The organism is Exiguobacterium sp. s128 (genome assembly GCF_018618815.1).
GTDB classification, from domain to species: Bacteria; Bacillota; Bacilli; order Exiguobacteriales; family Exiguobacteriaceae; genus Exiguobacterium_A; species Exiguobacterium_A antarcticum.
Map to the genome: position 1 here is coordinate 43,778 of NZ_JACSMT010000015.1, position 18,469 is coordinate 62,246.

The 18,469-nt window shown below is 49.9% G+C and carries 22 protein-coding genes; 4 read left to right on the forward strand and 18 right to left on the reverse strand.

Features of this window, described 5'->3' with window-relative positions:
• Positions 1-111 precede the first annotated feature (111 nt).
• From atpE to prfA, 18 genes are all read right to left on the reverse strand, one after another.
• Positions 112-324 (reverse strand): F0F1 ATP synthase subunit C, encoded by a 213-nt coding sequence (atpE, locus tag KNQ13_RS07805; protein ID WP_012371545.1) that lies wholly within the window; start codon positions 322-324, stop codon positions 112-114.
• A 75-nt stretch (positions 325-399) separates the two neighbouring features.
• Positions 400-1,143, reverse strand: a complete 744-nt coding sequence (atpB, locus tag KNQ13_RS07810; RefSeq protein ID WP_014971402.1) for a F0F1 ATP synthase subunit A — start codon at positions 1,141-1,143, stop codon at positions 400-402.
• Between the two features lie 8 nt (positions 1,144-1,151).
• Positions 1,152-1,538 carry an ATP synthase subunit I gene (locus KNQ13_RS07815; protein WP_014971403.1) on the reverse strand — a complete coding sequence of 129 codons (387 nt, stop codon included), beginning with the start codon at positions 1,536-1,538 and terminating at the stop codon, positions 1,152-1,154.
• Complete coding sequence (locus KNQ13_RS07820) at positions 1,535-1,753, reverse strand: AtpZ/AtpI family protein (RefSeq protein WP_014971404.1); 219 nt, start codon at positions 1,751-1,753, stop codon at positions 1,535-1,537. The genes KNQ13_RS07815 and KNQ13_RS07820 overlap by 4 nt, the downstream gene beginning before the upstream one ends.
• 696 nt (positions 1,754-2,449) lie before the next feature.
• Complete coding sequence (wecB, locus tag KNQ13_RS07825; protein ID WP_026830271.1) at positions 2,450-3,583, reverse strand: non-hydrolyzing UDP-N-acetylglucosamine 2-epimerase; 1,134 nt, start codon at positions 3,581-3,583, stop codon at positions 2,450-2,452.
• 127 nt (positions 3,584-3,710) lie between these two features.
• The gene (gene upp, locus KNQ13_RS07830) at positions 3,711-4,340 is read right to left on the reverse strand and encodes a uracil phosphoribosyltransferase (protein WP_012371551.1); all 630 of its coding nucleotides are present in this window, start codon (positions 4,338-4,340) and stop codon (positions 3,711-3,713) included.
• 76 nt (positions 4,341-4,416) lie between these two features.
• The gene (locus KNQ13_RS07835; RefSeq protein WP_026830272.1) at positions 4,417-5,394 is read right to left on the reverse strand and encodes a hypothetical protein; all 978 of its coding nucleotides are present in this window, start codon (positions 5,392-5,394) and stop codon (positions 4,417-4,419) included.
• Between the two features lie 106 nt (positions 5,395-5,500).
• Positions 5,501-6,145 carry an ABC transporter ATP-binding protein gene (locus KNQ13_RS07840; RefSeq protein WP_014971409.1) on the reverse strand — a complete coding sequence of 215 codons (645 nt, stop codon included), beginning with the start codon at positions 6,143-6,145 and terminating at the stop codon, positions 5,501-5,503.
• Positions 6,142-7,173 (reverse strand): ABC transporter permease, encoded by a 1,032-nt coding sequence (locus tag KNQ13_RS07845; protein WP_026830273.1) that lies wholly within the window; start codon positions 7,171-7,173, stop codon positions 6,142-6,144. The genes KNQ13_RS07840 and KNQ13_RS07845 overlap by 4 nt, the downstream gene beginning before the upstream one ends.
• A 70-nt stretch (positions 7,174-7,243) precedes the next feature.
• Complete coding sequence (locus KNQ13_RS07850; RefSeq protein WP_026830274.1) at positions 7,244-8,614, reverse strand: HAMP domain-containing sensor histidine kinase; 1,371 nt, start codon at positions 8,612-8,614, stop codon at positions 7,244-7,246.
• Positions 8,611-9,279 carry a response regulator transcription factor gene (locus tag KNQ13_RS07855; protein ID WP_026830275.1) on the reverse strand — a complete coding sequence of 223 codons (669 nt, stop codon included), beginning with the start codon at positions 9,277-9,279 and terminating at the stop codon, positions 8,611-8,613. The genes KNQ13_RS07850 and KNQ13_RS07855 overlap by 4 nt, the downstream gene beginning before the upstream one ends.
• Positions 9,280-9,380: 101 nt before the next feature.
• Positions 9,381-10,640, reverse strand: coding sequence for a serine hydroxymethyltransferase (gene glyA, locus KNQ13_RS07860; protein WP_026830276.1), 1,260 nt, complete (start codon positions 10,638-10,640; stop codon positions 9,381-9,383).
• Between the two features lie 110 nt (positions 10,641-10,750).
• A complete protein-coding gene (locus KNQ13_RS07865) occupies positions 10,751-11,290 on the reverse strand; it encodes a TIGR01440 family protein (protein ID WP_034774064.1) in 540 nt (179 codons plus the stop codon).
• Positions 11,291-11,731 (reverse strand): ribose 5-phosphate isomerase B, encoded by a 441-nt coding sequence (gene rpiB, locus KNQ13_RS07870; protein ID WP_026830278.1) that lies wholly within the window; start codon positions 11,729-11,731, stop codon positions 11,291-11,293. It lies immediately after the preceding gene.
• Positions 11,732-11,736: 5 nt separating this feature from the next.
• Entirely contained in the window at positions 11,737-12,252 is a 516-nt protein-coding gene (locus KNQ13_RS07875) for a low molecular weight protein arginine phosphatase (protein WP_012371560.1), read from the reverse strand.
• A gap of 17 nt (positions 12,253-12,269) precedes the next feature.
• Complete coding sequence (locus KNQ13_RS07880; protein ID WP_014971416.1) at positions 12,270-13,268, reverse strand: L-threonylcarbamoyladenylate synthase; 999 nt, start codon at positions 13,266-13,268, stop codon at positions 12,270-12,272.
• A complete protein-coding gene (gene prmC / locus KNQ13_RS07885; protein WP_026830279.1) occupies positions 13,265-14,113 on the reverse strand; it encodes a peptide chain release factor N(5)-glutamine methyltransferase in 849 nt (282 codons plus the stop codon). Before prmC ends, KNQ13_RS07880 begins: the two co-directional genes overlap by 4 nt.
• A complete protein-coding gene (gene prfA, locus KNQ13_RS07890) occupies positions 14,113-15,171 on the reverse strand; it encodes a peptide chain release factor 1 (protein ID WP_014971418.1) in 1,059 nt (352 codons plus the stop codon). Before prfA ends, prmC begins: the two co-directional genes overlap by 1 nt.
• A gap of 192 nt (positions 15,172-15,363) precedes the next feature.
• On the opposite strand from prfA, the gene KNQ13_RS07895 reads away from it, so the two are divergent.
• The 4 genes from KNQ13_RS07895 to treR are packed head-to-tail and all read left to right on the forward strand — an operon-like array spanning position 15,364 to position 18,304.
• Positions 15,364-15,732 carry a GntR family transcriptional regulator gene (locus tag KNQ13_RS07895; protein ID WP_014971420.1) on the forward strand — a complete coding sequence of 123 codons (369 nt, stop codon included), beginning with the start codon at positions 15,364-15,366 and terminating at the stop codon, positions 15,730-15,732.
• Complete coding sequence (locus KNQ13_RS07900; RefSeq protein WP_026830280.1) at positions 15,726-16,592, forward strand: ATP-binding cassette domain-containing protein; 867 nt, start codon at positions 15,726-15,728, stop codon at positions 16,590-16,592. Before KNQ13_RS07895 ends, KNQ13_RS07900 begins: the two co-directional genes overlap by 7 nt.
• Positions 16,585-17,547 (forward strand): hypothetical protein, encoded by a 963-nt coding sequence (locus KNQ13_RS07905; RefSeq protein WP_026830281.1) that lies wholly within the window; start codon positions 16,585-16,587, stop codon positions 17,545-17,547. The genes KNQ13_RS07900 and KNQ13_RS07905 overlap by 8 nt, the downstream gene beginning before the upstream one ends.
• A gap of 46 nt (positions 17,548-17,593) precedes the next feature.
• Complete coding sequence (gene treR / locus KNQ13_RS07910; RefSeq protein ID WP_014971423.1) at positions 17,594-18,304, forward strand: trehalose operon repressor; 711 nt, start codon at positions 17,594-17,596, stop codon at positions 18,302-18,304.
• The last annotated feature ends 165 nt before the right edge of the window (positions 18,305-18,469 follow it).

An 18,469-nucleotide genomic window follows, 5' to 3' on the forward strand; every position in this document is an offset into this window, starting at 1 on the left:
TCCTACTTCAATATCTACATAAGGGAGCCAAAGCTCCCGTGACGGTTCACTCTTGCTGAACGAATAACGCCCTATGTAGCTCAGTTCTTTGTACGTAAGATTAAATACGGATTAAGAGTTGAGGAGAAGGAAACCGACCGCTACACCGATGATTGGAAGTGCCTCAACGAGACCGATACCGATGAACATTGTTTGACGAAGTTCGTTTTTGAGTTCTGGCTGACGTGCTTGTCCTAATACTGTACCGTTTACGATAAGACCGTTACCGATACCTGCGCCAAGTGCGCCGAGTCCGATGATGATCGCTGTTGCAATAAGTTCCATGATGAATTGCCTCCCTAGATTGTGTTCGAAATTTGGTCGTACCGTTATCGGAAAAGCAGATGCTTTACCTTCGAATTAATGGTCGTGCGCTGCCTTATGCCCGATGTAAACCATCGTTAAGATAAGGAAGATATACGCTTGGATTGCTCCGATGAAGAGCGAGAATCCTTGCCAGATAATCATTGGGATCGCTGACAGGATGACACCGACTGGTCCGAAGAATTGGAAATCGTTCGTTCCAGAGATGATTCCGATCGAGAGAATGATACCAATCATGATCTCACCCGCGAAGATGTTACCGTAAAGACGAAGACCAAGTGTCAACGTGTTTGCGAACTCCTCGATGATGGTGATGATGAACATCGGCGTCATAAACGTTTTCGCATAAGCGCCGAAGCCGCGCATTTTCACACCGTAATAATGGCTCATGACCACTACCATAGATGAAAGTGCAAGTGTCACGTACGGATCCGCAGTTGGTGAGTTGAACCAAATGTAGTGACCCGTCACAACGTTAAAGGGAAGACCCATTAAGTTGGACACGATGATGAATAGGAACAGTGTCATTCCGAAAGTTAGGAAGCGACCCCCTGTTTTCCAGTCCATCGTACTGCTGATGATTCCGCGAACGAATTCGAGGAATAACTCCAGCGTGTTTTGAAAACCGGTTGGCTTCATCGCAAGACGTCGCGTACCGGCCACGGCAATCAGGAAAACGAGAGCAGCTGCAATCAGCACTGTGATCAAGTTTGTCCAACTACCGTACAGAACGAAGTCGCCCCAGAGTGGGATTTCGTAAAGTGGCATTTCGTGGTTCATTTGACTATTCACCTCTTTTCCCGCTTAAGTTCGTGAGTAAAAAACTCACAAAATTGTATGACGTGGCCGGCGAGAAGGCCTATTACCACCGCAGTTAATGACAATTCGGTTTCATACTTCAAACCGATCATCACACAGAGTACCGCGACCGCCATGCGTGATACGGTCCCTCGAGACATTGGCTTACGCCCCCGCTCGATTACACGATACATTCGATCGACGCTTAATCGCTGAAGCGTCAAAATCATGAAGCTACCTGCCCCACCTAATGCCAGCCCATAAATCACTGGATCACTCGGATAACCGACAAGTAACAGGACGGCAAGGATTCCATAGTAGAGTCCGAACCATCTTAAGTACGCACGATACAACGCATCTTGAAGGATGATGTTCATGTCTTGTCTCCTAACAAGTGCCTGATCATTGCGATCATGCAGAGAATTCCGATGAAAATCCCGATGAACACTGAAAACGTCGCGCCCATCTTTTGCCACCAGTCCTGCTGTTCCCCATAGTTCCCAACAAGAAAGCCGATGACGATCGGTGCGGCAAGTGCCGTCGAAATTTGCGAGGCCATGACCATACTCGTCGCGAGCCCTTTTTGGCGCACTAGAGACGACCCCCTTTTCCCAGTTGTGAGCTCTTTTTCTTTCCCACAATTTGCGGATTTTCATACTAGTCAAGAATACAATGAGAACCATTTCATAGTCAAATGAATTCACAATTAAAATGGAGCGTCAAAACCATTGTATATCAACAATTGATAAGGTTTTCACAGAGGTATCCCATGCCACTCTTTTCACGAAGATGTGAAGAAAATATGTAGTGCTATCAACGTTTAGCGAGATGGTTCACTAGGTGAACAAAACCATTGAACAGTAACGTTATATCGTGTTTCGGAATGAGAAACAAGTCGTCTAAATTTGATTTGTGTCGATTTTGTGAAAAAACAATTTTTATTCACAATTGTAAACGCTTCCGTTTCGGGACGAAAAAACGCCTCTGACATCTGTTTGTAACAACTACGGCGGACGATTTCCAATTGGTCTCGTGTGTCCGTTGTCACAGCGTAAAATGTCATCGGTCGTTTTGTCGTTTCGAGGTCATATGTCAGCTATTTTTAACAAAAACCATATATTCATTTCTATAGGTGAGTGACTTGACCTCGCTTTCTCATCTCGCTTTCCTCGGGCAAAACGCAAGTCGCATCGGTCAAAATCATCCTGCTTCCATCACTGAATCAAGATCAGAACATCGAGTGATTCACCTGTCATGAACGTTCATGAAGAATAACTCGTGTCACAAACTAGTTTGCCCGAAACGGTTCTACTACCGGTCCTTGATTAAAATGTTGCAAAATCGCCGCCGCAATCCGTTCTGAGGCATGACCGTCCCCGTATGGATTCGAGGCCCGGGCCATCTTCTTATACGCCGCTTCGTCTTCAAGCAACTCGCTCGCCAGACGGTAAATCGTTTCTTCATCCGTTCCGGCCAGCTTCAACGTTCCCGCTTTGACGCCTTCCGGACGTTCCGTCGTATCGCGTAAGACGAGAACCGGCACACCGAGTGACGGGGCTTCTTCCTGAACGCCGCCGGAATCCGTCAAAATGAGATGGGCCCGGCTGGCAAAGTTATGGAAGTCAAAGACGTCAAGCGGTGGAATCAAGGTGATGCGGTCGTGTCCTCCAAAAACATCATTCGCTGCTTCCTGGACGACCGGATTCAAGTGGACCGGGTAGACGACATGAATATCCGGGTGGTCATCGACGAGACGCCGGATCGCCCGGAACATCTGATGCATCTTCGTACCGAGATTTTCACGCCGGTGGGCCGTCATCAGGACGAGTCGTTTCGAACCGATCTGTTCGAGGACGGGATGGACGTAATCCGGTTGGACCGTCGTTTGCAGGGCATCGATCGCCGTATTTCCGGTCACGAAAACGCCCGCATGTCGGTTTTCCGACGCTAAATTCGCCGCTGCCTGCTCGGTCGGTGCAAAATGCAAGTCGGCCAGCGTCGAGGTCAACTGCCGGTTCACTTCTTCCGGGAACGGTGAGTACTTGTCATATGTACGAAGCCCAGCTTCGACATGACCGACGGCAATCTGGTTGTAGTAGGCAGCGAGACTTCCGACAAACGTCGTCGTCGTGTCGCCATGAACAAGAACAAGATCAGGTTTTACTTCCTTCATGACGGCGTCGAGCCCTTCAAGACCTCGCGTCGTGATATCGACCAAGGTCTGCCGTGCTTTCATGATGTTCAAGTCGTAATCGGGCGTAATCTCGAACAGCTCCAAGACTTGATCGAGCATCTCCCGGTGCTGGGCTGTGATCGTGACATGGACATCAAACGCAGGATTGTTCTTTAAGACGTTGACGAGCGGTGCCATTTTGATGGCTTCCGGTCGTGTGCCGAAAATCGGCATGACTTTGATGGGCATACGGACTTCCTCCTTCTTGCTTCTGTTTTCATTAAAACATATTCCATGTCACGTGCACAGTGCACGTCCGTGACGAGTTTACAAAAAAAGACGCTCCCTTCGCAGGAAGCGCCTTTGATTCTGCCGGTTACTTTGTACCAAACAGACGGTCACCCGCATCCCCGAGTCCAGGAACGATGTAACCATGGTCATTTAATTTCTCATCGAGTGCCGCGAGATAGATATCGACATCCGGATGCTCTTCCTGAATGCGTTTGACGCCTTCAGGTGCTGCGCAGAGGCACGCGAGCTTAATGCTTTGTGCGCCTTGTTTCTTTAAAGAGGAGATTGCGTCAGCAGCAGAACCGCCTGTCGCAAGCATTGGATCAACGACGACGAAATCGCGTTCTGCGACGTCTGTCGGTAATTTGAGATAGTATTCTGTCGGCTCAAGTGTTTCCGGATCACGGTAAAGACCGATATGCCCTACTTTGACGTTCGGCATCATCCGAAGCATTCCGTCGACCATCCCAAGACCGGCACGAAGGATCGGAACGATCCCCAGTTTCTTGCCCTCGATCATCTTTTGCGTCGTTTTCGTGACCGGTGTCTCGATTTCAACGTCGGTAAGTGGAAGGTCACGCGTGAGTTCATATGCCATCAATGAAGCCACTTCGTCGACAAGCTCCCGGAATTGTTTCGTTCCTGTTTCGACTTTACGCATGATCGTCATCTTGTGCTGAATCAATGGGTGATCAAATACATGTACTTTACTCATTGTTTTGCATCTCCTCTCCATTCTCTTTTCGCATTGTACTCTAAAAAGCGACCGCTTGGGAACTGTTTTCTTCGAATCAATCCCCTAGCGTACTCTTCCCTTCCAGGATTGCCTTCGCAGCATAAGACCATTCGTTGTCCGGTTGTTTCGCTAATTCCTGTAACGTCGTTTTATAGTTTCCGACTTTATTTTTTTGTTCGTAAACAGCCTGCATCCATAAGACATCACTCATGTAACCGGATTCCGGAAAGTCATTCCGGTAGGCCATGTAGTCACTTTGTTTTGTTTCCTTCAGCTTTCCGGCTGCAATCAACTTATAGAAACGCGCCATACCGGCTGTCTCTTTATTCGTCAGGACATTTCCGGTCAATAGTTGGTTCGCCGTTTCATACTCTTTGGACTGAACAGAAGAGACTGCCTCTTTAAGGGCTTGCTTCGGGTCCTTCGTTGACGCCTGCGGCTCCTCTGTTTGCTTTTCTTTCGATTGATCGGCTTTAGGCTTTTGGGTTTCCGTCTTTTTTGCTTCAGACGTCGCCAGCTTCTCATTTTTTTGCTTCAACTGTTCGACTTCTTTTTCTAAAGACGCCAGCTTTTGTTCGACGTTCGTTTGTTCCGAAACTTTTTTCGGCGCAGCTTCCTCGGAAAAATCAAATTGAGTGACCCCGATGACGAATAGACCGGCTACGACGATCCCGCCTAACCACAACGGATTGGAATGAAGATTTTTTTTCCATGGCTTGAGTTGCGGATGGTTTTGTACCGCAGCAGGAAAGGTCGAGAAGCGTTTTCGGATTAATCGTTTCCCGCCGATTTTTCCTGCAATCGCTAATCGATAACGGTAGATTTCTGCCGGTAACGGCAGGTTTTTCCATTGCATGAATCGTGCATCGGCCTGTTCATAAAAACCCGCTTGTTCCATGATGACAATTGCTTTGAAATCTTCAATCAGGCGTTTATAATCACGTTTTGATAAACTTTTATCTTCCAACCATTTCGTAATTTGTGCAGTATTAATCGTCTCTAGTTCCGACTGTATGAATTTAGATAAGTTCATCGTTTAAATCCACCCTTAGATTATTCGTGTTCAGTTCAGTATATCAAAAATACTGCTCTAACTTTTATTTTTAGTGTGAAAACAAAAGTCAGAGCAGTATCCTGTTTTAATTGATTTCTTGAATCTGTCCATCTTCCATCCGCAAAATACGGTCACAATACGTCAGCATCCGTTCGTCATGGGTGATGACGATGACGGTTTTTCCGTACTGATGTGCCTGCTTACGCAACAATTCCATCACCTGTTGTGCGTTTTGATAATCAAGGCTCGCCGTCGGTTCGTCCGCTAAGACGAGGCGTGGATCATTGACGAGGGCGCGGGCAATCGCCACCCGTTGCCGTTCCCCACCGGATAAGGCGTGGGGTAAGTGATCGTGTCTATCGTGTAAGCCAAACACGTCTAATCGGGCAGCAGGATCAATCGTTCGACCTGCTTCTTCCGCTACGAGCTCGAGTTGTTCTGCTGCCGTCAGAAACGGAACGAGGTGTGACTCTTGGAAGATGAAGCCGATTTCTTCGAGTCGCATCTGACGTCGTCCCTCGTCCGATGTATCACTGACATTCGTGCCATCAAACTGAATCACACCACTGGAAGGCGTCTGCAGTAGACCAAGCAATTGGAGTAACGTGCTTTTGCCACTTCCACTCGGTCCGACGAGGGCAATCAGCTCACCTGTCTCAGCTTCAAATGAGATGTCGTGCAGAACCTTCATCTCTCCATACGTTTGTTCGACGTGCGTCATCTTAATCATCCCGTCATTCCTCCCATCGCATCAGCCGGCTCGAGTTTTTTCAAGGCACGTAACGGAATCAATCCACCGAGTAAGGCGGTCACGACAATCAAACCCCCATATCCGAAACTCGTTGCCCATTCAAACCGGAACGGTAAATCGTCCGGCAAGAGCTGACCGATCGTCCAGGTCAAAAGCAGACTGATTAAAAACGAGACGGCCGTCAAAACAAATATTTGCAAGACGAGTCCTTGTCCGATCGTTCGTGTCCGGATCCCGATCGCTTTTAAGATGCCGAGCTGTTTCATCTTCTGCATCGTCAAGATGTAGAAAAAGGCGGTCAAAATCAGGGAACCGATCAAGACGAGGGCAACCCGCATCATTTGGAATGAATTTTGTTCTGCCGCATAACCGGGCACTTGCTCGACGATCTGTTGTTTCGTGTACGTCGCAAGGTCCGACTGGATCGGAACCTGACTGAGGAACGCTGACACATAACTTGTCTTCATCTTGTGTTGCCATGTGTTCCACGTCTCGAGTGTCGTCCAGAGAACCGGTGCATGACTGTACCGTCCATCGCTGACCGTCCCGACGATTTCAAACGTCGTCTTCGTCCGGAAGTCCGTGATCGTATCACCAACTTTTGTTCCGCTTTGTTTTGCATACTCCGTATCGACCAAGACTTGTCTCGTCTTCAATTCCGACAATTGGCTTGGTCCATAGGTCGTGTCGGCTGGAGACGCAAATACCGTCACATCATCTTTTGTGCCATTCTTTTTCTCAAGGACCATACTTTGGACCCCTAACGCTTCCGTTCCGGACGGCTGATCGGCTTGATCTAAAAACGATCGTGTCAGTTGTCCTTCGGCGTCTTGGCTGAGCGCCATCTGTTCGACCGGTAAGTTCCGGACGACGGCCCCGTTATCATACGCCAGTCCGTCCGCAAGACCGGAAATCATTAAAATCAATAAGACGATCAAGGTCGTCACGATTGCCATCAAGGTGAACCGTTGTTTCATCCGAATTAATTCACGCCACCCCATCTTCATCTGTTATCCCTCCTGCTTGTTCATTACAAGTCTTATCTTAGAGGGGGAAGATGAACGGAACATGAACAAGTTACTCGGCTCGGGGAAAAGTTAAGACAAACGTCGTTCCGATTCCAAGTGTCGACTCGATAAAGACCTCTCCACCGAGTTGATGGATCGTTTCCTGCACGATCGCAAGACCGAGTCCCGTCCCGGCCGCCCCGCGCGCCGCGTCTCCCTGATAAAATCGTTCGAAGGCATGTTCGATCATGTCAGGCGTCATCCCTGGTCCTTCATCCCTGATCCGGACCGTAACCGTCTTTCCTGTGGTCTCGGCTTGAATCGAAATCAGTTGTCCGTCGGTCGAGACATGCAGTGCATTGCGGATGATGTTGTGGAAAATATGGTCCAGTGCCAGCTCGTTCGCAAGGATACGCGTCCCGTCCGGTACATCCAGCGCGACGGCAACCCCTTGTTCGTCCAGTTGATAGCTGAGTGTCTGTAACGTCGACTGAATGGCGTGACCAAGCTCCATCGGACTCCGTGTCAGTTGCCGTCCTTCGTCTAGTCGGGCGAGTACAAGCAGTTGCCGTGTCAGTTCCGCCATCCGCGTTGCTTCCTGACCAATCGTCACCAGTTTCGCCCGGTCGTCCGGTTGCACCGTCTGTTCAAGTTGTCCGGCGTACCCTTTGATCGTCGTCAGTGGGGATTGGAATTCGTGGGAGACATTCGCGACAAACGTTTTTCGTTCCGCATCGGATTTTGCGACGGCTTGCGCCATCTCGTCAAACCGACGCGACAGTTCCCCGATTTCATCCTGTCCCGTCGTCGCGACCGCGACGGAATAATCTCCCGTCGTCATCTGTTGTGTCGCTTTCGTCAATCGTTTGATCGGACGGACGAGATAACGAATTGAAAAGACAAGCAGCAGAAAACTGATCAGGACGAGTAACCCGAGAAAGGCACCGACGAACAAATGCAACTCACGAATCTGCCGGCTTAAATCAGGACGGATGAAAACAGCGTCCGTTCCCGTGTCTGTTTGTAAGGCCGCGCCATACGTATTGATGACTTCGTTATCAAACAGTCCGAGTAAAAACAGATGAAACGGATACTCCCGCATCCCTTGATAGACTTGACCGTCCCGAACCATCTCGACGATGTCAGGTGCGATCGTCTCATCCCGAAACGGATTACCGTAGCGCTCGATTTCTCCTGTATCCGAGACGACATATAATTGAAAGCCGGTCGCACTCAGCATTTCGTAAAACGAGTCGATCTGTTGGTCCCCATGTTGTTCATAATAGGCAAAAGACGTCTGAACCGCCTCTTCGACCTTTTTACTATAAGAAGCTTGTAAGATGGTGTAATACAACAGATTACTGATCAATAAAGCAATCAAGGCCGAGCCCAGCAAGACGAGGCAAACGAGACCAACAATCTTCGTATATAACGATTTCATGACTGGGTCTCCAATCGGTAGCCGAGTCCGCGGACCGTCCGGATCTCGATCGCGTCCGTTCCTTCCAAGCGACTCCGCAGTCGTTTGATATGGACGTCAATCGTCCGGTCGTCCCCCATGAAGTCGAGTCCCCAGACGTGTTCAATCAATTCCTCGCGACTGAAAACCCGTCCCGGAAAACTGGCCAGCTGGTGCAACAGTTCAAATTCACGCCGGGGAATCGTCAGTTGGGTCGTGCCGATCATCAGCTGTTGGCTCCGTTTATCGATCGTGACGTCACCAAACCGAATGACGGGCATGCCCGCTTTTTGATAACGCCGCGCGACGGCATGAAGACGAAATACCAATTCTTCCGGATCAAACGGTTTCGTGATGTAGTCGTCCGCTCCGGCTGTAAATCCCTCCCGTTTATCCGTCAGCTCGCCGAGTGCTGTCAGCATCAAAATCGGAATTTCCTGACTTGCTCGTAACAGAGCGCATAATTCAAAGCCGCTTCGTCCCGGGACCATCACATCGAGAACCGTGGCTTCAAATACCTCTTCTCCGATCCAACGTGCTGCTTCGTTGCCATCCGCCGTCGCCCGGACACCGTGTCCATCCGCTTCAAGCGTTTCACAAATCAGTTGCTGGATGTTTGGATCATCTTCGACTACTAGGATTTTCATGGTGTGTTCCTCCTTTTCGAATCCAACCGGCTGCATCAGAAAAACCACCCCGCACTTCTCATCGTTCGAAAAGGTCGAGGTGGTCTTGAGGCATCCGAAACTTAACCGCGTTCCGGGTAAAGCGGGAAACGACCTGTCAAAGCCACGACTTGCTTGTGGGCACTTGTCAGTGTTTCGTTGTCTTCTGGATTTTTCAGAACAAGCTCGATCAGTTCTGCGATCTGTTTCATCTCGGGTTCTTTGAAACCACGTGATGTCATCGCCGCCGTTCCGATCCGGATGCCGCTCGTGACGAACGGACTTGCCGGGTCAAACGGAATCGTATTTTTATTAACCGTGATGCCGGCTTCGTCCAGCGCATGTTCCGCCAGCTTCCCTGTGATGCCAAGCGGTTGCAGGTCGACGAGCAACAGGTGGTTGTCCGTGCCGCCCGAGACGATCCGCAGACCGCGTGCCGTCAACTCTTCTCCGAGGACTTTTGCGTTCGTGACGACTTGTTGGATATAGTCCTTGAAGTCCGGTGCCAGTGCTTCCGCGAACGCAACGGCTTTCGCTGCGATGACGTGCATGAGTGGGCCACCTTGGATCCCCGGGAAAATCGATTTGTCGATTGCTTTTGCATGTTCTTCTTTACAAAGAATCATTCCACCACGTGGTCCACGAAGTGTCTTATGCGTCGTCGTCGTGACGAAATGCGCATGTTCGACCGGGTTCGGGTGAAGACCTGCTGCGACGAGTCCTGCAATATGCGCCATGTCGACCATCAAATAAGCGCCGACGCTGTCCGCGATTTCACGGAATCGTTTGAAGTCGATGACGCGCGGATAAGCCGATGCTCCCGCAACAATCAGTTTAGGTTTGTGTTCTTCCGCAAGCTTCGCGACGACATCGTAATCGATCATCTCTGTTTCTGGATCGACGCCGTACTCGACGAAGTTATATTGAACACCGGAGAAATTCACAGGACTACCGTGTGTCAGGTGACCACCGTGTGAGAGGTTCATCCCGAGGACGGTATCACCTTGGTCAAGAATCGTGAAGTAGACAGCCATGTTGGCTTGTGCACCTGAGTGCGGCTGCACATTGACATGTTCCGCTCCGAAGATCGCTTTTGCGCGGTCGCGTGCCAAGTTTTCTGCTAAATCGACGAATTCACAACCTCCATAATAACGACGGCCCGGGTAACCTTCTGCGTATTTGTTGGTCAGCACGCTGCCTTGAGCTTCCATGACAGCTTGTGAGACAAAGTTTTCTGAAGCGATCAACTCGATATTATCGCGTTGACGTCCTAGTTCCTTGCGCATGGCCGAAAAGAGTTCCTCATCTTGCTGTTTCAGATACGTAAGCGGTGTTTGTTCCATCTGAATTCCCCCATTCATTTCGATAGGACTATCTTAACACGAATAATTGATCACGTGCATCCTCTAAAAACACATTAAAAAAGCAAGGGGAGTGCAACCCCTTGCGCAAATCATTCGTATTTAGCGCGAGCGCCACCAATCAGTTTTGGTCGTGTGACGGCGGCCGTCACGTGCGCTTCACCGATTTCACGGTGCGGCAGACGAACCGGAATCGCGACCGGTTTCAAATGCATCCCGATGAACGTATCGCCGATATCGATGCCGGCATCCGCCTGAATCGTCTCGACGACGACCGGAGCAGAAAACCGTTGATAAGCGACACTTGCCATCGAGCCACCGGCTTCCGGCACTGGGACGACCGTCACGGCTTCAAGTCCTAAACGTTCGACGATTTGCCGCTCCAGTGTCAACGCACGGTTGATGTGTTCACATCCTTGAAACGCAAGATCGACTTGATGCGAACGACGGAATGCGTCGAACACGTCAAACAATGCTTCTGCGATTTCAGGTGAACCGGCCTTACCGATCTGTTTGCCGATGACTTCGCTTGTCGAACAACCAATCACAAGCAATTTTCCTTTGAGGGGAAAACGTTCATTCAGCTCGGTCAACGAAGCCTCCAGATTTTGTTTGATTTGTTCTATATCCATTTACTTCACCTCATAATCCGAGATTTTGCAGACACGGTTTTCGTGACGTCCGCCTTCAAACTCGGTCTCAAGCCAAATCTTCGCGATATCACGCGCAAGACCCGGTCCGATGACACGTTCGCCCATCGTCAAGATATTCGAGTTGTTGTGCTGACGTGTCGCTTTTGCGCTGAACGTATCATGGACGAGTGCTGCCCGGATGCCTTTGACTTTGTTCGCAGCGATACCGATTCCGATCCCCGTCCCGCAAATTAAAATCCCGCGGTCGAATTCACCGTTCGCGACCGCTTCCGCGACCGGAATCGCGACGTCCGGATAATCGATTGAGTCGGATGAATAGGTACCGAAGTCCGTATAATCCATTCCGAGCTCCTGTAAGAGTTCAGTCAGTTCTGCTTTTAACTTAAAACCACCATGGTCTGCTCCGATTGCTACTTTCATTGTTACTATTCCCCCGTTTGTTTAGGTTGTTTTTTCGGAAGTTTCCGGTTGTCCGGTGCTTTTCTTCCGTTTCCGTTCTGCGTTAATTTTAACACAAGACGGTTGACGAGGGGTTCGAGTTCGTTTCGGACCTGCCGGTAGACATTCATCGATCCACCGTATGGATCATTGATGTCCCGTTCAAGTCCCGTCACGTATTCATACAGCGTAAACGTCCGGTCCTTCAGTTCCGGGTACCGCTCGCCGACTTCTTGCTTATGACTCCGTGTCATCGTCAAGATGATATCTGACCAACGTCCGAGGACGTCGTCAAACACTTGCGTATAATGTTCCAGCTCGATACCCCGTTCACGCAAGACCTGCAACGCGTTTTCAGAAGCATCAAATCCTTGCATCGAACGTAATCCAGCCGAACGGACATCAAATTCTTGATCAGCGACTTTTGAACGAAGTAACGCCATCGCCATCGGGCTTCGGCATGTGTTTCCTGTACAGATAAACAATACACGACGTGTGCTCATCTCAGTATCCTCCTTCTTTACGGGCGAATGATCCGACCACCTGCTGCCTTATGGAGCCGATTTCGGACTGCTAGCCCAACCCCTTCTTCTGATAGGTCTCGTACAAAAATCTGATCTACCGTCGTCTGATCAAACCGCCGTAAACAATCGTAAAGACGTTGCGCTGCCGTTTCCATCGTTGAACCGAGGAAACAACGGACATCCGCTTCGATGTCTTCTCCGTCAAAGAGAATGACGCCTGTCTTTTGTCCAGTTTGGCGTGCTTCATCGATGAGTTGTTGCAGGAATGAGAGGTCGCCCACTACGACGGACAATGTTGCTTCCGGTGCGTAGTGCGTGTACTTCATGCCTGGTGCCTTCGGTGTCTGGTTCTTCATCGATAAGGCAGGATCGAGTGCCACCGTGCCGATCACTGCTTCAATCTGTTCGCGTGTCACACCGCCCGGCCGTAAAATCACCGGTGGATTCGCTGTACAGTCGATGACCGTCGATTCTACACCAATCCCGGTTTCCCCTCCATCGACGATTGCGGCGATGCGTCCCGAGAGGTCATGTGCGACGTGCGCAGATGACGTCGGTGAGGGTTTACCGGATCGGTTGGCACTCGGTGCGGCAAGACCCAGTCCGGTCGCTTCGATCAATTGAAGCGCGAGCGGATGGTCCGGCATCCGTAATCCGATCGTATCCAGTCCTGCGGTGACGAGTGAGGACGCGCTCCCGTTTGAATCCAAAATGATCGTCAAGGCACCCGGCCAAAACGTATCCATCAACTGGGTTGCGACATCCGGAATATGAGTGACGAACTGCTTTGCCTGTTCGATGGATGCGACATGGACAATCAACGGATTGTCGGAAGGTCGACCCTTCGCGGCGAAAATTCGCCGAACGGCCGTTTCATTCGTTGCGTCTCCCGCCAGACCATACACGGTCTCGGTCGGAATCGCGACGACCTCTCCTTCCAGTAACAGTCGTACCGCTTCATTTAATGTCTCTTGCTGAATCATTTCCGTCTTCACTCCGTACAATCCTTTCGTTCCGCATACACGATACGGTCTTTACCGTTTATATCTTTTAAAATACCCGTTTCCGCAGTTGGATAACGTTTTTTTAACATCATTTGCACTTCATTGCCTTGATTGTGTCCGATTTCAAACGCAATCAGTCGAAAATCGGCGCGTAAGACCCGGCTACTGTCCTCGATCAATCGGCGGTAAAACACTAAACCATCTTTTCCGCCAAACAACGCGAGGTGGGGCTCATGGTCAAACACGACATCACTGAGCAATTCATCTTCTTCAATATAAGGAGGATTCGAGACCAACACCCGGACCGAATGATCGGCGAGCGGTGCCAGTAAATCCCCTTCTAAAAACGTGACCTCTCCGCCAAGTGCCTGTTGGTTTTCTTTCGCGACGGCGATCGCATCCGCTGAAATATCGACCGTCGTGACGGGTTGCCCGAGTTCAAGCGCAATCGTCAGACAGATCGCTCCGCTTCCGGTTCCGATGTCGACGATTTCCCCTGCTTGAAACGATTCCCCTTGCAACCGTCCCGTTACGAATTCAATCAATTCTTCCGTTTCCGGTCGCGGAATCAGGACCGCGGGGGAGACACGAAAATCACGGCCGTAAAACGGCTGATATCCAATCAGGTGTTGGACAGGTACACCATTCAAATGGGCCAATACATATTCACTGAACAACAGGTCCTGTTCCGGTTCAAGCTCATCCGATAACCGGATCAATAATCCGGTCCGGTCGACCTGTAAGACGTGCATAAGTAACCATTCGGCACTCGAGGCCTCGCGTCCTGCCGTCACGAACATCGTTTGTGCCTGATTGAGTCGTTTTGCGATCCGCATCAGTTTGCCGCCTCCGATGCCCGCGCTTGATACTCCATGACGAGCGTGTCGATGACTTCATCCATCTCGCCTTGCAGAATCCGGTCGAGCTTCTGGATCGTCAGACCGATTCGGTGATCCGTCACCCGGTTTTGCGCAAAGTTATACGTCCGGATCCGTTCCGAACGGTCGCCCGTCCCGACCGCCGATTTTCGTTTTTCATCGTACTCGGCCTGTTGCTCGCGCTGAATCTTATCGTAGACGCGGGCCCGTAAGACCTTCATCGCTTTTTCTTTGTTTTTGATTTGTGATTTTTCATCCTGACAGCTGGCGACGATTCCCGTCGGTACGTGCGTGACACGGACGGCCGACTGAGTCGTATTGACTGACTGTCCTCCCGGTCCACTCGAGGTGAATGTATCGACACGGACGTCCTTGTCATGGATCTCGACTTCGACGTCTTCAGCTTCCGGCAAGACAGCAACGGTCGCGGTCGATGTATGGATCCGTCCGCCGGATTCCGTCGACGGGACACGTTGAACCCGATGCGCCCCATTTTCATATTTCAGCTTCGAGTAGGCACCGCTGCCCTTGACGATGAAGATGATTTCTTTATATCCACCGAGTTCAGTATAACTGGCATCGATGATCTCGATTTTCCAGTTTTGTTTTTCGGCGAACTTCGAGTACATCTTAAAGAGATCACCGGCAAACAATGCGGCCTCATCACCGCCGGCTGCTCCACGGATTTCGACGATGACGTTTTTATCATCGTTTGGATCTTTCGGCAGTAACAAGGCTTTTAATTTTGTCTCGAGTTCCTTGATTTCCGGCTCGAGGAGGGCGACCTCTTCTTTCGCGAGATCGCGCATCTCCGGATCCGTCAACATCTGACGCGCCTCCTGATACGACTCCATCTTGTCGCGGTAGATCCGGTAGACTTCGACGGTTGGTGCCAGCTGTGATTGTTCTTTTGACACCTCACGCAATTGATTTGTATCTTTAATGATGGCTGGATCCGCCAACAGGTCATTTAATTTTTCATAACGATCTTCCAGGGCACTTAATCGTTCTAACATCTTCGGTCATCCTTCCTGCTAGTTCTTCTGTCGTCAGTATAGCAAATATTCATGCGGACGTTATGCAGAAGAGCCGTTTCTTCTTCCTGATCAAGCTTCTTTTGATCGCAGATGGACGTCTATTGACTTCCGAAACGGAACTTCCTATAATTAGTGTACTAATTGAATTAATACACTTAAGGAGGTAATCGAATGTTTACGGTCGATCCAAAAAGTTCAGCACCGATTTATGAGCAGTTGGTCGCCCAAATCATCCGTGCGATTGCCCGTGGTCTGCTCCGGTCCGGTGAACAGATGCCGTCTGTCCGCGAACTCGCAAGCAACCTGCTCGTCAACCCGAACACGGTCTCCCGCGCTTATCAAGAACTCGAAAGCCGGAATTTCATCGTCACGATGCGCGGCAAAGGTTCGTTCATCTCTGACTTACCGCTGGAACAGGTCAAACGTGCCGCCATTCAGAGCCATGTGCAGACATTGTGCGTCGTCGCTGACGAACTATCGATATCAAACGAAGACTTGTATCAGTTACTGATTCAGACAAGGGAGGATTTATCATGTTGACCGTGTCTCACCTGACCAAACAGATTGATTCCAAAATGATTTATGAGAATGCCTCGTTTACATTACCCGCCGGTACGATCACGGCATTGATCGGACGCAATGGCGCCGGGAAGACGACGTTGCTCAAGACACTAGTCGGATCGCTCGAGCCGTCACGGGGAAAGGTCGAATGGAACCAGCAGTCGATCCACCATGTTCCGGCTGCACGACAACATCTGTTTTTAGTTCCGGACTCCGTCAGTGTCTACCGTCAGATGACGCTCGGCGAACTGATGGAATTTTATCAAGCCTTTTATCCGAACTTCGAACGGACCTATATCGAAAACTACTGCCGTTCGTCGAATCTCGATCGTGGACGTCGTGTGACCTCGCTCTCGAAAGGTCAGGCCCAGCTGTTTTTACTGCAGTTGGCATTCGCGACGAATGCTCCCGTCTTGTTGCTCGATGAGCCGACGGACGGTCTCGACCGGATCAACAAACGGGATTATCTGAAACAACTGGTCGCCTTGCTTGCGGAACGTCAGACGGCTGTTCTAATCGCTTCCCACCAACTCGAGGAACTGGATTCATTAGCCGACCGGGTGATGACGATCGAACACCATCTCGTCAAGGAACCGAAGTTATTAGATGAAGCAAAATCAAGTATGCAAAAATGGCAAGTCGTCTATGAAGTCATTCCCGAATTCCAACATAACGACGTTCACATCTTGTCGCAGACCGGACGTGTCGTCACACTGATCATCCGTTCGGAGGCAGGCGCAAAGTACGTCGAAGAGACCTCTCCGCTACTTAAGGATGCGTTACCGGTTCAAATGGAAGATTATTTTTTAGGCACGTTTGGAGGCGATCATCATGTATAAACAATTGATTCGGTATCACATCAAACAAGGGATTTGGCCCCTCGCCTCGTTTTTCCTACTGGCAGTCTTCAGTTATGGATTCGGCAGTTATACCGTCATCGATAACTTCGGTACGTATAACGGGATGGAGACAGAAGCGATTCAATCCGTTCTCGTCAGTCCAAGTTTTGCGGGATTCGGTGCCATCTTGATTGCCGTCTTCGCGATTTTGATGCTCGGACAAGAACGCGGCAGCGGTCGGAGCTTGATGTTACACGCTTTACCTATTAATAAGAAGACGCTCTACTGGGTCAAATGGGGACTTGGTGTCGTTGTCTTATTGGTTCTTCCATTGCTTGGTTTTTTTGTCAGTTGGCTCATCTTACAGGGGCTCGGTGGTATCAATCCGTTTGACTATGTGACGTTAACTGACCTGGCTTTCGACTTCCTCTCGTACTTCTTGTTTGATCTCGTCGTCTTTAGTATCTTTCTTTTGGCAGGAACCATTGCTGGCGATGTCATCGGACAACTGTTGCTCGGACTCTTTTTCCTGTTCTTGAACTACCTAACGTTTTTCGCCATCATGGCGGTCGTGACGCTTGGACTAGGACAGACTGAAGAAGACGGTTCCTTGTTTGATGTCTTGATGACGACCGCTTCACCGTTCACGTTACTGTTCCAAGGTGAACAACTAACGAGTGCCCTCTTATTCCATGCCGTGTTACTTGTGATTTTAGTCAGCTTTGGCAGTCTGTTGTATGTGCGGAGCGAAAATGAACGACTCGGTCGTTTCACCGTCTTCCCGAAGATCCATCCGTTCTTGATCATCGTGTTCTCCGTCTATACGACGATTTTACTCGCTGCCGTCATCGGCATCATCTCGTCTGAAAATCAATTTCTATATTGGCTTGCTGTCGCGATTCTTGCTTGGCCGGCGTTCAGCTCCTACCGCCGGATGATTGGGTGGAAACGTTGATTCCGTGCTACACTATGCCCAAACTCTTGGATAAAGGACGGAATGTATGATGCCAAAATATCTACACATCTATCACCAACTCGTCAGCCGGATTCAAGACGGCACGTTACCTGCCGAGACAAAACTGCCGTCTGAAACGGAGTTGATGCACGAATTCGAAGCCAGTCGCGGGACCGTCCGAAAAGCGATCGATGCTCTTCAAGACAAAGGGTTTGTCCGCAAACATCAAGGAAAAGGCGTCTTCGTCCTCAGTCAAGACGCAATCGCTTTTCAGTTCAACGGAATCGTCAGCTTTTCGGAAGCGCATCGTCAAATGGGACAACATGACGTCAAAACTGATGTCCTCTCCTGTACGACGATCGAAGCGACCGCTGAACTGGCCAACCAGTTTCATGTCGCACCCGGGACGTCTCTGACAGAAGTCAAACGCGTCCGGACGATTGACGGAGAGCGGGTCATCTACGATATTAATCTTTTCGTGACGTCACTTGTTCCCGGTCTGACTACAGAAATTGCCGGCGGATCGATTTATGCCTACATCGAACAGACGTTAGGACGGCAGATCAGTTACGCGAAACGGAAAATCGAGGCGCAACCCGCAACGATTGATGATCAACAGCACCTCGATCTTGAAGGGACGACGCATGTCATCGTCATCACGAACGATACGTATTATTATGAAGGGCAACATTTCGAGCGGACGCAGTCGCGCCACCGGCTCGACAAGTTTCAATTCACCGACATCGCACGCCGCTGACGGCTCAAACGATAAGAGCATCCTTACAAGAAAAGGAGAGAATGGAACTCAAATTCCGTTCTCTCCTTTTTTGAAAAGACGAATTGTAATATTAAGTGCAACACCTGACGGAAAACACAAAAAGCCCATAACGGCCTCGTGTAGAATGGAGTTACCACACCACAT

Coding starts and splice junctions, on each gene's coding strand:
- upp (WP_012371551.1), bottom strand. CDS start 4,340: ATGAGTAAAGTACATGTATTTGATCACCCATTGATTCAGCACAAGATG.
- KNQ13_RS07865 (WP_034774064.1), bottom strand. CDS start 11,290: ATGGATATAGAACAAATCAAACAAAATCTGGAGGCTTCGTTGACCGAG.
- KNQ13_RS07845 (WP_026830273.1), bottom strand. CDS start 7,173: ATGAAGATGGGGTGGCGTGAATTAATTCGGATGAAACAACGGTTCACC.
- KNQ13_RS07815 (WP_014971403.1), bottom strand. CDS start 1,538: ATGAACATCATCCTTCAAGATGCGTTGTATCGTGCGTACTTAAGATGG.
- KNQ13_RS07850 (WP_026830274.1), bottom strand. CDS start 8,614: ATGAAATCGTTATATACGAAGATTGTTGGTCTCGTTTGCCTCGTCTTG.
- KNQ13_RS07840 (WP_014971409.1), bottom strand. CDS start 6,145: ATGATTAAGATGACGCACGTCGAACAAACGTATGGAGAGATGAAGGTT.
- KNQ13_RS07900 (WP_026830280.1), top strand. CDS start 15,726: ATGTTGACCGTGTCTCACCTGACCAAACAGATTGATTCCAAAATGATT.
- KNQ13_RS07875 (WP_012371560.1), bottom strand. CDS start 12,252: ATGAGCACACGTCGTGTATTGTTTATCTGTACAGGAAACACATGCCGA.
- KNQ13_RS07855 (WP_026830275.1), bottom strand. CDS start 9,279: ATGAAAATCCTAGTAGTCGAAGATGATCCAAACATCCAGCAACTGATT.
- KNQ13_RS07895 (WP_014971420.1), top strand. CDS start 15,364: ATGTTTACGGTCGATCCAAAAAGTTCAGCACCGATTTATGAGCAGTTG.
- prmC (WP_026830279.1), bottom strand. CDS start 14,113: ATGCGGATCGCAAAACGACTCAATCAGGCACAAACGATGTTCGTGACG.
- glyA (WP_026830276.1), bottom strand. CDS start 10,640: ATGGAACAAACACCGCTTACGTATCTGAAACAGCAAGATGAGGAACTC.
- treR (WP_014971423.1), top strand. CDS start 17,594: ATGATGCCAAAATATCTACACATCTATCACCAACTCGTCAGCCGGATT.
- atpE (WP_012371545.1), bottom strand. CDS start 324: ATGGAACTTATTGCAACAGCGATCATCATCGGACTCGGCGCACTTGGC.
- KNQ13_RS07905 (WP_026830281.1), top strand. CDS start 16,585: ATGTATAAACAATTGATTCGGTATCACATCAAACAAGGGATTTGGCCC.
- rpiB (WP_026830278.1), bottom strand. CDS start 11,731: ATGAAAGTAGCAATCGGAGCAGACCATGGTGGTTTTAAGTTAAAAGCA.
- KNQ13_RS07835 (WP_026830272.1), bottom strand. CDS start 5,394: ATGAACTTATCTAAATTCATACAGTCGGAACTAGAGACGATTAATACT.
- atpB (WP_014971402.1), bottom strand. CDS start 1,143: ATGAACCACGAAATGCCACTTTACGAAATCCCACTCTGGGGCGACTTC.
- wecB (WP_026830271.1), bottom strand. CDS start 3,583: ATGCCCATCAAAGTCATGCCGATTTTCGGCACACGACCGGAAGCCATC.
- prfA (WP_014971418.1), bottom strand. CDS start 15,171: ATGTTAGAACGATTAAGTGCCCTGGAAGATCGTTATGAAAAATTAAAT.